Origin of the sequence: Xenorhabdus sp. SGI246 (assembly GCF_040838225.1) — a bacterium.
GTDB classification, from domain to species: domain Bacteria; phylum Pseudomonadota; class Gammaproteobacteria; order Enterobacterales; family Enterobacteriaceae; genus Xenorhabdus; species Xenorhabdus indica.
In genome coordinates this window covers 25,360-41,540 of the sequence record NZ_JBFPEZ010000084.1, presented here as the reverse complement: position 1 = coordinate 41,540, position 16,181 = coordinate 25,360, and the positions used below count along the sequence as shown (strand labels likewise).

Here is a 16,181-nt window from a genome sequence, read left to right as displayed (position 1 = left end):
GGACGGATAACTGACTGTGGGGGCATTAAATTCGGTCAGTAGCTGAGTGCGCTCAGGCGGCGTTAAGAGCGGCAGATCGGCTACCGTCTGGCGGTCATCAGCCACCATTGCCGCCAGCAGGGTTTGCAGAGACCCCGCCATCCGTTCAACTGTGGCCGGGTCAAACAGATCACTGGCGTATTCCAGTTCACCGGTTAACCCGTTTTCGGTGTCATTCAGTGACAGTGTCAAATCAAAATAAGCGCTTTCTCTGACCAGAGGAAGTTCACTCAATTTTAGTCCTGCTAACTCAAAATTCCTTTGTTCTGATTTATTATCGAGAGTCAGCATGACCTGGAAGATAGGGCTATGGCTTAAACTGCGGGTTGGTCGCAAGGCTTCGACCAATTGTTCAAATGGTAAATTCTGATGCTCATAAGCGCTTAATGCACAATTTTTCACTTGGGCCAGCAATTCGCTGACATTTGGGTTGTCATCTAATTGAATGCGTAACGCCAGTGTATTGGCAAAGAAACCGATCAAGGGTTCCAGCTCATGCTGTGGACGGTTGGCAATCGGTGTTCCTATCACCAGATCGGATTGTCCACTGATGCGGGAAAGCAGCACTGCCCAACCTGCCATCAATGTCATAAATAAAGTTGTGCCATGACGTTGGCTGAGGTTTTTTAATCCCGCCCTTAATTCTGGTGAAAATACCAGATCGACGCGGTTACCTCTGTAACTCTGTTGTATCGGACGAGGTTTGTCGGTGGGCAATTCGAGCAATTCGGGTGCACCTTGTAAACGATTGCGCCAGTAATTTAGTTGAGTTTCTAATATATTGCCCTGTAGCCACTGTTGTTGCCAGAGAACATAGTCAGCATATTGGAGCTTCAATTCAGGTAATGGATCGGGTTGCCCTTGACTGAAAGCCTGATAAAGAGCAGAGAGTTCACGTATTAATATTTTGACTGACCAACCATCTGAAATAATGTGATGCTGAGTCAACAGCAGAATATGTTCGTCTGTTGCTAAACGGAGCAAATGCCCTCTGAGTAATGGCCCACAAGTAAAATCGAAAGGCTTGACAGCTTCAAGGTGGGCGCGCTCTTCAACTGTGGTTTGTTGTTCTGGTGCTGGTAAATGGCTGATATCTTCAGTCGTCAAAGCAAAACCACTGTTGACATCCCCGATAACTTGCCGGGCAGTGCCTTCAATGGCCACAAAAGTTGTCCGCAGGCTCTCATGGCGGGCAACAATCCGATCCAAAGCCGCTTGTAGCGCATTCAGGTTAAGCTGACCTTGTAGATGTAGCCCTATTGACATGTGATACGCTGTCTGGGCTGCGGGATCTAACTGGGTCAGAAACCACAGACGTTGTTGTGTCCAGGATAATGGCACATCGCCGTTACGGGCTTGGGGGCGAATTTCTGCTTTTTGTGTATGTTGACGAGATAGCTTGGCGGCTTTGGCTAACTCAAGTAGTCTTTTCCGTTCAGCTAATGGTAAAGAGGTTAATTCATTATTATTCATGTTTAAGTACCATTTGAGAGCCAGATTTATTCCATTGATTTATAAATATCTTGTAGAGAATCTGCGTCAAATTGCAGTAATTGAGCATTGATAATGCACTCTTCAAGCTGACAGATAGAAGGATGTGCAAACAATTGCTGGATAGAGATATCAACATCAAAGATTTCATTAATTCTTGATTGAAGTTGTAAAACCAAGAGCGAGTGACCACCGAGCTCAAAGAAATTGTCATAACGTCCGATACGATCTATTTTCAATACCGTTTGCCAGATATCCGCCAGTTGTTCTTCAATTTCACCTTGTGGTGCTGCATATTCTTTTGTGATCACAGACGAATGATCGGGAAGGGGGAGAGCACGGCGATCCAATTTGCCACTTAGTGTCAGTGGGAAAGTATCCAACATGACAAATGCGCCAGGGATCATGTAATCAGGCAGGCTATTGCCTAATTGTTCCCGCAGTTCGGGAATATTCAGTGTCGTACCTGATTGCGGGATGATGTAGGCGGCTAGCCTTGTATCTGCTGAGTCATATGCACGTGCAACAACCACAACTTGCTGAACACCAGTACATTGGGCCAGATGAGTTTCGATTTCTTCCAACTCAATGCGATTTCCTCTTATTTTGACCTGAAAATCATTACGGCCCAGATAATCAATGCTGCCATCAGGTAGCCAACGCCCCAAATCTCCCGTTTTATACATCCGTGCATCCGGGCGATTGCTGAATGGATCATGAACAAAACGTTCTGCCGTTAGTTCAGGACGATTTAAGTAACCGCGGGCAACACCAATACCACCAATATGGATCTCCCCGGTCACTCCGATAGGAACAATCCGGCCAAGTTTATCCAGAATATAGATTTGTGTATTAGCGATAGGATGACCAATTGGCACTAAATCGACATATTTTTCTGATCCACAACGCCAGGATGTTACGTCAATTGCGGCTTCAGTCGGGCCATATAAATTATGCAGTTCACTATGAGGAAAGTGAGTTAGGCACTGTTGTTGCAGGGAATACGGTAAGGCTTCTCCACTACACAAAATCTGACGTAAAGAAGGGCAACGTCCTGCCGGAGTGAGATGAATGAAACTTTGCAGCATAGAGGGAACAAAATGGATGGTTGTGATACCTCTGGATTCAATCTCTTCCAGCAAATAAAGGGGATCTTTGTGACCTCCGGGACGTGCCATAACTAATTGAGCACCAGAAAGCAAAGGCAGGAAAAATTCCCATACTGAAACATCGAAACTGAATGGAGTTTTCTGCAATACGAGATCGTTAGGGTTCAATTGATATTCATCTTTTGCCCAGAGCAAGCGGTTGACGACACCACGATGCTCATTCATTACTCCTTTAGGTAAACCTGTTGATCCTGAGGTATACAGGACATAGGCCAAATTACGTGATGTCAGCCCCAAGTCGATGATAGATAGGTTATCTCCCCGCTGTTCAGCCAGAGTTGCCTGAAATTCTTCGTTTTCCCATATCCACAAAGGAACATTAGTGTCTGGTAAGTGGCGTTGTAACCCATGATGGCTCAGGACAAGTGCCGGTTCACTGTCGGTCAGAATATGCCTAAGACGATCTGCCGGATATTCTGGATCGAGAGGAACATAAGCTGCACCCGCTTTTAATATTCCTAGCAACGCGATAACCATATCCGGGCTACGTTCCATGCAGAGACCGATACGATTCTCTGCCTGAATACCGGCTGCAACGAAAGCATGTGCGAGTTTATTGGCCTGACGATTCAATTCCTCGTAAGTTAATTGTTGGTTATCACAAACCAGAGCAATTGCTGTCGGCGCATAGTTGACTTGTTGTTCGAATAGTTGGTGAAGCAGAACATTTTGCGGGTAGGAGACATCAGTTGCATTAAAATTATAGAGAATATGTTGGCGTTCTGATTCATCCATCAACGGTAAGCTGTCGATAGTCTGTTGATCATCATTGACCATTGCTGTCAGTAAGGTGAAATAATTGTCCATAAGTTGAGTGATTAACTCAGCATCGAACAATTTAGTATCGTAATGAAAACCGCAATTAATCTGTTGATCGACTTTTATTATATTAACCATCAAAGGAACAGGCATATCGCCATAATAAGGATATGTGAAAGATCGCAGTTCTGCTCCCCCCCAATGCACCGTATTACTGCCACTTTGATCCATCCATAATGATGGCAGGTTATTGACATATCTGGGTTGTTGGAAAGTAATCGTCGTCTGAAAAACAAGATGGGTATCAGTGTTACGTTGTAACTTGATTTGTTCCAGGATTTTGGGGAAAGGATATTTTTGGTTCTCAATAGCCTGACGAATGGTCTTAGCCGCCTGTAAGATATGTTCCTGTACAGTTATCCCGCTATTGATCTGAGCGCGTAAGGCAACCGGGTTGACAAATTCACCGACTAATTTACCCCAGGCAGCCCGGCTGCGGCCCGGCATTATAGAGCCGATAAGGATATCATCCTGACCAGTATAGCGATGTAACAGAATTTGATAGGCTGCCAGAAAAATAGCAAACAGACTATTACCGTATTTCGTTGCTAACGTATGCAGTTTTGTAGCCAGCGATTCGGGGAGCTTACGGGGAATCGTGATCCTATTTATTGCAGAAGGGGATTTATTAATGTTTGATCTATTGCTGGTCGGTAATTGTAATTCTGTTAAATGACTGCTCAGGTTATCGCACCAGAATTGTTGTTGTTTTTTTGCATTGTCACTGTTCAGCCATTGTTGCTGCCAGATAACATAGTCTTGGTAACTGTGTTTTGGTGCCGGAGGCAATTCTTGTTCAGATAAGAGATTACCCAGTTCTTCCAGTAATATCCAATAAGACCAGCCATCGACAACCATGTGGTCAAAAGTTAATACCATGATGTTTTCCTGATCATGACATTGATACCAACTGGCATAAACACGCGGTGGATTTTCCAGATCGAAAACGTACCAACAATCATTACGGACAACTTGTTGCAGCTTTTCTTCACTCAGATCCCTGGCATCATATTTCGTGATTGTAATCACAGCATTTTCTGCTATTTGGTATCCTAACTTACCGTCATATTGACCAAAACTGGCCCGTAACATAGGGTGGCGTTTTATCAGATGATTGAGCGAGTCTTCTAATTTCTCAGCAGTTAAACCTTTAACTCTGGCACAAAATGCATTATTACTCTGTCCCCTTTGGGTCGGGTTAATTTGATATTGAAACCAACGGCTGCTTTGTGCTTCTGATAAAGCAAATGAATTCAATGTTTCAGGATAATTCATTTTATAGCTCCCCTTTTATGGGTATATGAAAAAATAAAAATTTGAGAACTGATAAAACAAAAAAATAAGAACAGAATTTAAGACCAAAATATTGGTAAAATAAAGTTCAATAAATTTATTTTCCAGCAGAAAATTAATGCGGTGGAGGTACAACGCAATAAAAAAAACCATTACAGTGATATGAATGGTATTTCACAGGAAAGTTATAAGCTAATTTCATTTTGTATATAAACTGTACTTTGTCTTTATTATGGTATTTAAGGTGTTAGATTGTATATTAAATGGAAAAACTTTACATAGTGATATTCACTTTCTTTTATATCTAATTTTATTATAGGTAATAAGTGTTATTATCATGAATATTTTATATTACATAATAATCTAAATGATAATATATATTCTATAAAAAAAAGAGCCTGTTTAACGAGGCTCTTAAAATGGGCGAGGATATATTTATAATAAGTAGGTTTTCTTTGATCTAGATCATTTTAAGCCAGAATAATGGCTATTGGTGTTTATCTCTTTAATGTGTCCATCTTCCAACTTAATTACACGTTCTGCAATATCAAAATATGCATCATCATGGCTAATAACAATAACAGTTTTACCACGAGCTTTTAGTTCTGGCAGTAATTCTGTATAGAATATTCTTTTAAATACAGGGTCTTGATCCGCAGCCCATTCATCAAATAGATAAATAGGACGATCTTCCAGATAAGCAGACACTAAGGCTAAGCGTTTTCTCTGACCGGCTGAAAGTTCAGTTGTTGAGAATTGTCCGTCAACGATTTTAACTTTATGGCTCATGTTTAAAGCTTCAATATAATGAGTTGCTTTTTCGGTAACATTTGCACCGGTATTTAACAGTTGATCGAATAAATGGTAATTAGAGAAAACGGCTGAAAAATATTGGCGATAGTGTTCATTATTTTTCTGATCCATTTTTACACCATTAAGCCAGATAGAGCCGGATTCTTGCTCGAACAAACCGACTAATAGCATGGCAAGTGTTGTCTTTCCGCTTCCGTTTCCACCGACAATAAAAATGATTTCGCCTTGGGAAATAGTCAGACTCATCGGCCCTAGCTTAAACTCCCGATCTTCTTTGTCGGTCGTATAGTGATGAATAACATCTTTCAATTCAAGTGATAGTGGTTGTCCATTTGCAAATGGGTTTGGTGTATTAGCTTGTTGTATATACAGAGATTCTTCCAACTGGCTATCCAGTCGTTTCATTTTTTGTAGTGAAATTTCGGCTTGTCTTAATTCAGGAATGGCGCCGATCACTTCGCTGATTGGGCCGGATAAAAATAGAACGATCAGAGTGACTGTCATCAAATTAGAAGGCTCTTGAGGTAACCAGATAGGTACAACAAAAATCATCAAGCCAATGACAATATAAAAGACCACCGAACCGGCATTCAGTACCCAGGCATAGTTATTATTTGCTTTAATGCAGATCTCTTTGAATTTTTTTGCGCCGGGAGAAATGACTCTGTCAATAAAAGCATTGCCTTTCTGGCTATTGAGTTTTAACTCCTTACTACCATCAATTAGCTGTTGGAAGCTGAGGTAGATCTTATCTACCTGCTCACGCATTTCTTCCATCAGACGTATAGGGCGCTTTTCCAAAAAATAGAAGATATACATTGTGAGCAGACAGACAATGGTCAGAATAATAAAGAGTTGCCAGGAAATCCAGGCTAAGTAGCCGAAACAAGCGATAATAAGTGTGATATTGCCAAAGACGGTTGGCGCTAACATAAAAGAGTGTATAAACACATCGACATCTTTAGTCAGAACAGCTAACAGGCCATGTTTCCCGATATTATTCAGCTTCTTAAAAGGCGCCCGTAATATTTTATTACTCAGACTCAGTCGCAGGGAATAAATCGTTGCCTGAGTTAAATGTGATAACAATATTTCTGATAAAGTTTTAGTAATAAAAAAAAGAATACAGATACCAAAAAAGTTCCAGATAAATGTTGAGAGATTAGCTGCACCTGTAATTCCCTGGCTAATCATGCCTACTACTGATGCACCGGCAAACCCGCTGATTAATGCAAATATTGTTGATAAAAACAGCAATATCCAGGATTGACGATAGAGATAAGCTATTAGTGTCATAAAAATAAACCATTATAGGAGATTATGAGTAATATAAAAAATATATACTGGTCAATGAGAATCAACATGGTTATTTTTTTCTGGTGAAATTTCAAGGAAGATTTATAAACATAAATGTGAATGAATTTAAATCGTGATAAAAGTCACAATTAAGGTGTAATGGGGTGTAATAGATATGACATTAATTGATGCATATTATTTTTTTTCATTAATTGATAGAGTTTATTTGTAATAGTGGAATAAAGGAGCATAAATAATTTCTCTAAGTAATCAGATAGTAACGTAGATATACTTTTATGCAATTCTATATCATTTCATTAACATAGTGTATGTTCCTTCCATCTTTTAAGTTGCCTCTTTGTTGGTTACGGACACTCAGCACGGTCACTGTAGTTATAAACATGTATTTATAAGCATAGAGTTATCTGTGAATTCGGAGATTTGCTCTGCTTTGTTAGTTGTACTTTCTCACTGCTTGTACAGCAAAGAGTGAAAAAGTGCTCTGGCATTATAAATATTTATTTGAATTAAAAGATTTGGTTTTAAATATTATTTACGTGGTGGATATATTTAATTTTGGAATGACTGTTCCTAACTGTTTTTTATACATATCTATCCCAGAATCTCTATTGGGTATATGCCCAATAGAGTTCAAATTGCAACTTGAAAGATGAAACGGATATTAAGCTATCTCAATTGATTAAGCTCTGTAAGGTTTGCCATAACGGACTTTGTTGTGCCAGTTTGCGTTGATCTTCCAACATGCACTCAAGTATTTCTAAAGTCGTCAATGGGTTTGCTAGCACAACACGTAAAACGGTTGTTGGTTGTCGATCCCATTGTACTGGCCTGAGACTGGTACGTGAAACAAAAAACTTTCCGGTAGTCCACTGCATAGACTGGATATTTTGGTTCAGTGCATTCAGTGTATCGTGTAGTTTTTCCCGCACAGATTCAGAGGCGTTGCGTAGTGCTGTCAATACCATTGGTGGTATATACCGGTAAGTAAGCAGACAAAGTTGTGGGTCGCTGACTAACTCGAAGTCTTCCTGTTGGCGGATAATGCCTGCGAATTGCTGTGCCTTCTCGATACTGCTATCTATTAATTGGGCAAAACCCTGCCGGCCAAGCAGGTGCAGGTTACTGTGCAACATAAGTGACATCGCACTGCGTGACCCTTCCAGCGTGTGGCGGCCTAGATCTTTTGAACCCTTACGTACAATATAATTAGCGTGTTGGGCAATAGAATCAGTCAGAGAAGGCTGGCGGAACAGTACCATGCCTGTTCCCATAGGGACGTACATTTGTTTATGAGCATCAATTGCCACAGTATCAGCACGCTCAATGCCCTTGAATAAATGCCGATAGCGTTCTGACAATAAGCTCGCGCCTCCCCAGGCAGCATCGACATGGAAATGACATTGCTCGCGCTCTGCGATATCTGCCAGTACGTCCAGCGGATCGATTGAACCGGTTTCGGTTGTTCCCGCTATTCCGATAATTGCCATGGGCTTGATATTGCGCTGACGCAGATTTTTCAGGTGTGAGTCGAGGGAGTCAATACAGATCCGTCCGTTTTTGTCGGCATCAATACTGATTAGTGCATCTTGTCCAAGGCCGAGAACATCCACGGTTTTTTTCAGTGAATAGTGGCCTAGTTCTGATACCAAAATCGCCACTCCATTGTAACCGTAGTGGAGTAAACCTCTGGCCAGTCCTTCACGTTTGAGACCGGTAAAATTTTCATCGGCTGGCATGAGCTGGTTCCGGCATGCCCACATGGCTGTCAGATTAGCCAGTGTTCCGCCAGAACAGAAGGCTGCCAGAGCATAATCACCATTGTGCAGCCATTGTTTATAAAAACTTTCATCACAACCATATACCAATTTGTGCATCATACCCAATACCTGGCGTTCCAGCACGGTCAGAACATGCGATGTCTCCAGTTTAACTAAATTTTGATTCAGGGCAGTTAATATCTTGCCAAGGGCAGGTAAATGTCTGGGAAGGGCTGATGTCATATGACCAACAAAAGTAGGGGATGACACAGGCATCACTTGGTTAAGAATATCTTCATTTAAATTTTGGATATATTTTTCAGTATCGACGGGAGTTTCTGGTATGAATACCGAAGAGAACTTCCTCTCCAGTTCTGCTAATTCATGCACGGGTTTGTTTAGCTCACGGCAACAATAACCTACAGGATCATCTGCAATCTTCTCTTCCAGTTCAGACAAGGCTTTTTCACCGATATTGGTGGTAAATTGGTCGAATAATTCTTGCCATTCTTGTGTATCCGAATAATTATCGTGAGGAATCGTCTTTTCTGTTTCATTGTGATTCAGCCTGTCAAGAGAACTCTGCATAGTCTGTTTGCCTCTCCAGAATCGTTAATTAATGTAGTGTGAATAGCATAATCATATCATTGTTAGGTGCAAGTAGTTGGGTGCGGCTGAACGGTATGTGTATCCCTCTGGGGTACTAGATTCTTGTCTCCTTTGTATCTCTCTTTTTCTGTATAGAACAGATCAAACTAAGAATGAGATTCATTTGTTTTGTATAGATATTGTTAAAGATTATTGATAATTTTTCTGTAGAAAAATAATAATAAGGTTATATTCAGACTCATGTGTTTTATATTAATTACCGAATCATAGTATGCCATGATTGATAAATTTAAAGTAAGCAAATAAATAAGTATTTTTAATTTCCTATTAGTTTCTTTTATCTATTGATGATAGAAATAGTTTCTGACGGGGGAAATAGTCACTATTCCAAAAATAGTATGTGATAAATGGTTGGTTGTTTAATAAAAGTTAAGAACAAATAATTTATGGTGATATCAGAACAGCGGAGAAAGCTGGCTCCAGAAAAATATAAATTTGATCTGAATCACAGAAAGATTTTATGCAGTGACTTTAGGATCATTTTTTGAATTTCTTTGTCTTACTTTATAATTATTTTAATTTTTCTAGAGCCATAATTCAAACCATTATCTATTTATGTATTATGGTTCTAATTTAGTTAAATGATGATACTAATAAGTAATGAGGTGATATATGAAAGAGTTAACAACCATTGAATTAGAGCAGGTTGCAGGTGGTGCTTTTAATTGGCATAAAGCAGCAAAAGCTGGCTTGCACGCCGCTGATCAAGCAATTAATAATGGCGTTGATTTCCTTGTCAAAGAAGGCTATCTCTCGAAAGATTTAGGCGGATTTATTAAAGGTGAGGCAGGTACTCTAGAACATTTAGGTTGTGATATAATTGATTGTTTCGAATAATAAATGAATTATAAATTTCAAAGTACATACTCATAAAATAGAATAATATGAAGTTTATATGATTTTTTAATTAATGTACTAAGAAGTTAATATCAATCGTAATCGATAATGAGGTAATATATGAAAGAATTAACAACCATTGAATTAGGGCAAGTCTCAGGTGCTGGCTCTGTTATGAAAAAGGGTGATTTATTGAAAGAAGCCATCGAATATGCGCATAGCGTAATTGGTGATATGCCATCCCCTGATTTTGAATGGCCAATCATTCCAATCATTCCATACTTTCCCCCATATCTTGAACCCGTATGTGGTAACTAATTCAGATAAATTCTGAGAATCAATTTTATATATTTATAAATCATTAGCCACTCTATTAGAATGGCTAATGATTTTTTTAAATATTTACTATATATTTTTAAAGTATAGAAGAAAATCAATTGAAAAATGGATTAAATTTATGATATAGAGATAACACGATCGGCAGATTTAATTGTTGATGGTCTATGAGCAATAATAATTCTGGTAATATTCAATGCAGAGATTGATTCGTTGATATACGCTTCATTAGTTAAATCCAGATGGCTGGTTGCTTCATCCATAAATAGAATACTTGGACGACGATATAGTGCTCTGGCTATCAATAACCTTTGTATTTGTCCACCAGATAATCCATTACCTAATTCACCAATAAGTGTTTCATACCCCATTGGCATCAATAAAATATCATCATGGATACTGCAACGTTTAGCACATTCTTGTATAAGATAGATATCGGGTGAAGGATCAAAACCGGATATGTTTTCAGCGATAGAGCCGGAAAGTAATTTATCATCTTGTAATACACAGGCAATACACTTCCGGTAGTTATTTAGACCAATGACATTAATATCAAGCCCGTTCATTAAAATAGTGCCTTTATCTGGTTCTAATAACCCACTCATTAATTTCATGAGTGTTGTTTTTCCCGCCCCAGATGGACCAACAATAGCCACACTTTCTCCCGCTTTGACATTAAGATTAAAGCCGGATATCACCGGCTTTGATAAGCTATCATATTGATAATGTAAATCATGGACTGTTAAATCAACAGGTTGTCCTGAAACGCCGATTTCCCGCGCAGGAGCTTCTCTTTCTGGTTCAGAGAGGACGATATCAGCAATTCTTTCATTATGTAAATTTAACATGCGCAATTTAATTGCCATGTCGATCAGATTACTTGCTCTGTCGGCAAATTGCCCCCGGTATGCGTTAAAAGCAACAAACATCCCAAGAGTCATTTGGTTATCTATCACTAAGGATGCACCTAACCACAGAATGATAATTTGTTCACAAGTAGTAATAAAAACATTAATGATATTAAAAATTGAACTTATCTTATTAAGTTTAGTATTTGAATTAAGGGTATCAATATTCAGGTTTAACCAGGATTTTGCCCGAGTTTCACATAATCCCAACGCCTTTAAGGTATTAACACTGTATAACGTTTCCATAAAATGGGAGTTTGCTCTGGCCTCTTTAACTATCTGTTCTTCAGAAAGCTGTCTGTAATATTGATATGTCAGAAATCTGACTATTATATAAATGATGGTGAACCCCGATATAATCCAAACCAGCCAATTACCATAAAGTAGCATCATAACAAAGACGCTGATCAGCATAATGGTGTCAATAATTCCATTAACAATATTTTGGGTAAAGGTTGTGCGAATAATATTTAGTGAACCGAAGCGTGACTGAATATCACCTAGCTTACGTTTTTCAAAGTAAGCTAAAGGTAATTTCATTAAATGGTCGAATACACCTGATTTCCATTGCACATCAACAAATGCTTCCATAGTAATGGATATCCAGCTACGTAGCGTTGATACACAGACTTTAAATAAAATAAAGAAGAGCAAACCACAGCAAATAATAGTTAAAAGGCTATGATCTTGAGCAACGATAACATGATCCATGACCAATTGTGTCCCCACTGGAAGCAGTATATTAATAGCCTCTATGGCAACAGATAAGAAGAAAATTTTTCCCAGTGCAGATTTAATTCCTTGAATATTATTTAACAAGGAGATAATACGTAACCTATTTTGCTTTTTTACAGGAATAAAATCATTACCCGGCCATAATTCCAATGCAATACCTGTAAAGTGCCTGGAAAACTCCTGAGCATTCATTACCCGTTGCCCAAATGCTGGATCATGGATAGTAATTTTATTTTTTTTTACACTGACTAAAACAACAAAATGATTCATATCCCAATGTAAAATACAGGGAGTTTTTAATGCATGAAGCTCATCAAGATCTAACGATACAGCTCTGGTTTTAAATTTGAGCGCAGTAGCGATATTAATCAATACAGGGAGTGTCGCCCCTCGTGTAGAAATTCCAAACTGACTGCGTAAACTGGATAGATCGATTTGTAACCCATGATAATGAAATACCATTGCTAAACTTGCTAAGCCACATTCGGCTGCTTCAGTTTGTAAAATTTTGGGGATTCTTCTTCTGAATCCTAAATTCAATTTTTCGGTAATGACGTCAAAAGATGCTTTATTCATTGCTAGGGCCTGTTAATGTTTTTTTCATATCATAGAATGGTGAGAACATCCATTGATAAAGAGGTCTTTTTTCAAGGAAGAAAGTGGACTGGGCTTTCATGCCATTAGATAAATATAAATTTTTTCCGTTGTAACTAAACTTATTCTTATCCAGACTGATTAACACCTTATAATAAGATTCGGCTTTTTCCCCAATCTTGTTTATTGGTGAACTTTTATAATGAGACATTTCTTGAGAGGATGCCGGGATATATGAAATGTTATTGATATGTCCTGAAAACTGGCCGAATTTTTCAAATGGGAAAGCATCATAACGTATATTAATTGCATCACCTTTTGCAATGTAAGGTAGACTGTTATTAGGAACCCATAGGATTAAATAATAAATTGGTTTTACACCATTTGGGATCACCTGTGCTAAGTTGTCATTTGCAATAACCATTTGCCCGACGGTAAATCCAAGTGATTCAATACGTCCATCAATAGGGGAAGTGATGAATAGGGAGCCACTGGCAGCCATTTCGGTTAGTTGCCGCTGTAGATCATCTCGTTGAATTTTGTATTGTGAAATTTGTTTATCGAAATCCGCTTGCTTGAGCATGATATCACTATTCAGGCTTGTGATCTTTAATGAATCGCTGATATATTGACTGTAGAGATTTTGGTATGTGTTTTGCTGCTGGTAATAAGAGTAGCCATAATTATTAAATTGATCTTTCGTGATAAGACCTCGTTTCTGATAACTCTTGTAATTTTTCATGTTTTCTTTTGCAAATTCAATACCCTGGCGTGCATTTTCAACGACAATTCTGTCCTTCTCATGAGATAATTCATACTGTTTTTTTTGCTCTTCGAGGCTTTCTAAAGTGATACGTTTATTATATTGCAGGTTTTGAATAATATTATTGACTTGTATTAATTGGTTTTTGAGGGAGTTTTTTGTATTAGTACTGATTTTGCCAGACTCCGTAATTTGACTGAAATCTACCTGATAAATTTTCTGGCCTTTTTTTACTATGTCACCTACTTTGACGAAAGTTTTTGAAATAAATCCTTGTTGGGAAGATAAAATATTTATTGGATGAGGGTTAGTGATAACTTCACCATAAACACTAATTCTTCTTGTATAACTTCCAAAAGTAATAAATATAAATAAAACAGTTAAAAAAGTTAATGAAGCAATACAAATAATCCATGCCGGTATTTTTGCTATCAATAGTGCTTTTCCCGTCCATTTGGATTTTTGGTTATCTAAGGCCTCTTGCCTAAATAACTTATTCATAGCAGTCATATATAATTAATCTTCATGCTTTGTTTCGTGATTATGGTTTGAGGAATGGCTGAAAATATTAATTTATCAATGTGATGTCGGTAGATTTGGCCTGCTTGATGCAATACTACTGTAATATAGTTAACCTGAATGCCACTTCAACCATTAATAAAATTTCTTAATATGGGGTTTCAAAATTCCGTCTTGGAATATTAAGAATAGGCGGGCTTATAAAAGAAAAATCCGCGTGATAACGCGGATTTTTAGCATAAATCTCATCGATTAGTATCGGCAAGATAAGTAAATTTGTTCGTAGATCAGACGTTGAACAAGAAATTCATTACATCGCCATCTTTAACAATATAATCTTTCCCTTCAGCACGCATTTTGCCTGCTTCTTTTGCGCCTTGTTCACCTTTGTAAGTGATAAAATCTTCAAATGAAATCGTTTGGGCACGGATAAAGCCTTTTTCAAAGTCAGTATGGATTTTACCCGCAGCCTGTGGTGCCGTTGCCCCGACCGGGATTGTCCAGGCTCGCACTTCTTTTACCCCTGCGGTGAAATAGGTTTGCAGGTTCAGCAACTGATATCCGGCACGAATAACACGGTTTAAACCAGGTTCTTCCAACCCAAGCTCTGCCATGAATTCTTCACGGTCTGCATCTTCCAGTTCTGCGATATCCGCTTCAATAGCTGCGCAAACCGGAACAACTACAGAACCTTCCTGTTCTGCAATAGTGCGAACGGTATCAAGATGCGGGTTGTTTTCAAAACCATCTTCATTGACGTTGGCAATGTACATAGTTGGTTTCAACGTCAGGAAACTCAGATAGCGAATTACCGCTTTTTCTTCCACGCTCAGGTTTAAAGAACGCAACATACCCGCTTGCTCAAGATGAGGAAGACACTTTTCGAGCACTTCTAATTCAGCTTTAGCATCTTTATCACCACCTTTAGCTTTCTTCTGAACACGCTGGATAGCACGTTCACAGGTATCCAGATCTGACAATGCCAGCTCGGTGTTGATAACTTCAATATCGGCAGCCGGATCAACCTGACCAGAAACGTGAACGATATTATCGTTGTCGAAACAGCGTACAACATGACCAATTGCTTCCGTCTCGCGAATATTAGTCAGGAACTGGTTACCCAGACCTTCGCCTTTTGAAGCACCTTTTACCAGACCCGCAATATCGACGAATTCCATTGTGGTTGGGAGGATGCGCTGTGGTTTTACAATTTCAGCTAGCTGGTCGAGACGTGGATCTGGCATTGGTACAACACCCGTGTTTGGCTCGATAGTGCAGAAAGGGAAGTTTGCTGCTTCGATACCTGCTTTGGTCAGCGCATTAAATAATGTAGATTTCCCAACGTTAGGCAGGCCAACGATACCGCATTTGAATCCCATAGATTTATCACCTTTGATCACTTATAAACCGACAGAAAATAGTCTGTCGGTGAGTTATAAAAAATTGGTGTTATTATACACGCAATACTCTGATGCGCCACGCTCTACTCCGGGCGGACCTGTTAAGCGCTGGCTTTAAAAGCGTGCAGGCGGTTAATGGCTTTATTCATACCTTCATTCATAAGGATGTCAGTACAGATGAGAGCTTCAGCAATAGCATCATCAATCAGTTTCTGTTCATTGGCAGGGGGCTTGCCGAGAACAAATCCCACAACTTTGTTTTTATCACCCGGATGACCGATGCCAATACGCAGACGATGAAAATTAGGATTATTGCCAAATTTGTTCTGAATATCTTTCAGGCCGTTATGCCCACCATTGCTGCCACCTAGTTTCATTTTTGCGACACCAGGGGGAAGATCAAGCTCATCGTGAGCCACCAGAATTTCATCTGGCTGGATGCGGTAGAACCCGGCTAGAGCAAGAACAGACTTGCCACTGAGGTTCATGAATGTCGTTGGCACAAGCAGACGGACATCTTGCTCATTCATATAGATACGAGCGGTATAACCAAAAAATTTACTCTCTTCTTTTAAGGGCTGGTTATGGCGTTGTGCTAATAAATCGACAAACCATGCTCCTGCATTATGTCGGGTCTGTGCATATTCAGCACCGGGGTTTGCCAGACCAACGATTAATTTTATGTTACTCACAGTGTTTGATTTCGCTTATTGGCATTAAGG

At 39.2% G+C, this 16,181-nt stretch carries 10 protein-coding genes; 2 read left to right on the top strand and 8 right to left on the bottom strand.

Features of this window, described 5'->3' with window-relative positions:
* From ABLA85_RS16600 to panP, 4 genes are all read right to left on the bottom strand, one after another.
* On the bottom strand, positions 1 to 1,512 hold a 1,512-nt coding region (locus tag ABLA85_RS16600; protein ID WP_367965471.1), incomplete at its 3' end, for a condensation domain-containing protein.
* Positions 1,513 to 1,538: 26 nt separating this feature from the next.
* Positions 1,539 to 4,793 (bottom strand): amino acid adenylation domain-containing protein, encoded by a 3,255-nt coding sequence (locus tag ABLA85_RS16595; protein ID WP_367965470.1) that lies wholly within the window; start codon positions 4,791 to 4,793, stop codon positions 1,539 to 1,541.
* A gap of 483 nt (positions 4,794 to 5,276) precedes the next feature.
* Entirely contained in the window at positions 5,277 to 6,920 is a 1,644-nt protein-coding gene (locus tag ABLA85_RS16590) for a cyclic peptide export ABC transporter (RefSeq protein ID WP_367965469.1), read from the bottom strand.
* Between the two features lie 692 nt (positions 6,921 to 7,612).
* Positions 7,613 to 9,286, bottom strand: coding sequence for a pyridoxal-dependent aspartate 1-decarboxylase PanP (panP, locus tag ABLA85_RS16585; protein ID WP_367965468.1), 1,674 nt, complete (start codon positions 9,284 to 9,286; stop codon positions 7,613 to 7,615).
* A 693-nt stretch (positions 9,287 to 9,979) separates the two neighbouring features.
* Between panP and ABLA85_RS16580 the strand changes: the two genes are divergently transcribed.
* On the top strand, positions 9,980 to 10,204 hold the full coding sequence (locus ABLA85_RS16580; protein ID WP_367965467.1) for a hypothetical protein: 225 nt from the start codon (positions 9,980 to 9,982) through the stop codon (positions 10,202 to 10,204).
* Between the two features lie 120 nt (positions 10,205 to 10,324).
* Positions 10,325 to 10,522: a hypothetical protein gene (locus ABLA85_RS16575; RefSeq protein WP_367965466.1), complete on the top strand. Its 198-nt coding sequence runs from the start codon at positions 10,325 to 10,327 to the stop codon at positions 10,520 to 10,522.
* 137 nt (positions 10,523 to 10,659) lie between these two features.
* Here the strand turns inward: ABLA85_RS16575 and ABLA85_RS16570 are convergent, their stop codons facing one another.
* The 4 genes from ABLA85_RS16570 to pth all read right to left on the bottom strand — a co-directional run bounded on the left by ABLA85_RS16570 (position 10,660) and on the right by pth (position 16,151).
* A complete protein-coding gene (locus tag ABLA85_RS16570) occupies positions 10,660 to 12,759 on the bottom strand; it encodes a peptidase domain-containing ABC transporter (RefSeq protein ID WP_367965465.1) in 2,100 nt (699 codons plus the stop codon).
* Complete coding sequence (locus ABLA85_RS16565; protein WP_367965464.1) at positions 12,752 to 14,050, bottom strand: HlyD family secretion protein; 1,299 nt, start codon at positions 14,048 to 14,050, stop codon at positions 12,752 to 12,754. Before ABLA85_RS16565 ends, ABLA85_RS16570 begins: the two co-directional genes overlap by 8 nt.
* A gap of 296 nt (positions 14,051 to 14,346) precedes the next feature.
* Positions 14,347 to 15,438 (bottom strand): redox-regulated ATPase YchF, encoded by a 1,092-nt coding sequence (gene ychF, locus ABLA85_RS16560; protein ID WP_367965463.1) that lies wholly within the window; start codon positions 15,436 to 15,438, stop codon positions 14,347 to 14,349.
* Positions 15,439 to 15,560: 122 nt separating this feature from the next.
* The gene (pth, locus tag ABLA85_RS16555) at positions 15,561 to 16,151 is read right to left on the bottom strand and encodes an aminoacyl-tRNA hydrolase (protein WP_367965462.1); all 591 of its coding nucleotides are present in this window, start codon (positions 16,149 to 16,151) and stop codon (positions 15,561 to 15,563) included.
* Positions 16,152 to 16,181 lie beyond the last annotated feature (30 nt).

Excerpts from the sequence above, each read along its gene's own strand:
- ABLA85_RS16595 (WP_367965470.1), bottom strand. The coding sequence starts at position 4,793 with ATGAATTATCCTGAAACATTGAATTCATTTGCTTTATCAGAAGCACAA.
- ABLA85_RS16590 (WP_367965469.1), bottom strand. The coding sequence starts at position 6,920 with ATGACACTAATAGCTTATCTCTATCGTCAATCCTGGATATTGCTGTTT.
- panP (WP_367965468.1), bottom strand. The coding sequence starts at position 9,286 with ATGCAGAGTTCTCTTGACAGGCTGAATCACAATGAAACAGAAAAGACG.
- ABLA85_RS16580 (WP_367965467.1), top strand. The coding sequence starts at position 9,980 with ATGAAAGAGTTAACAACCATTGAATTAGAGCAGGTTGCAGGTGGTGCT.
- ABLA85_RS16575 (WP_367965466.1), top strand. The coding sequence starts at position 10,325 with ATGAAAGAATTAACAACCATTGAATTAGGGCAAGTCTCAGGTGCTGGC.
- ABLA85_RS16570 (WP_367965465.1), bottom strand. The coding sequence starts at position 12,759 with ATGAATAAAGCATCTTTTGACGTCATTACCGAAAAATTGAATTTAGGA.
- ABLA85_RS16565 (WP_367965464.1), bottom strand. The coding sequence starts at position 14,050 with ATGACTGCTATGAATAAGTTATTTAGGCAAGAGGCCTTAGATAACCAA.
- ychF (WP_367965463.1), bottom strand. The coding sequence starts at position 15,438 with ATGGGATTCAAATGCGGTATCGTTGGCCTGCCTAACGTTGGGAAATCT.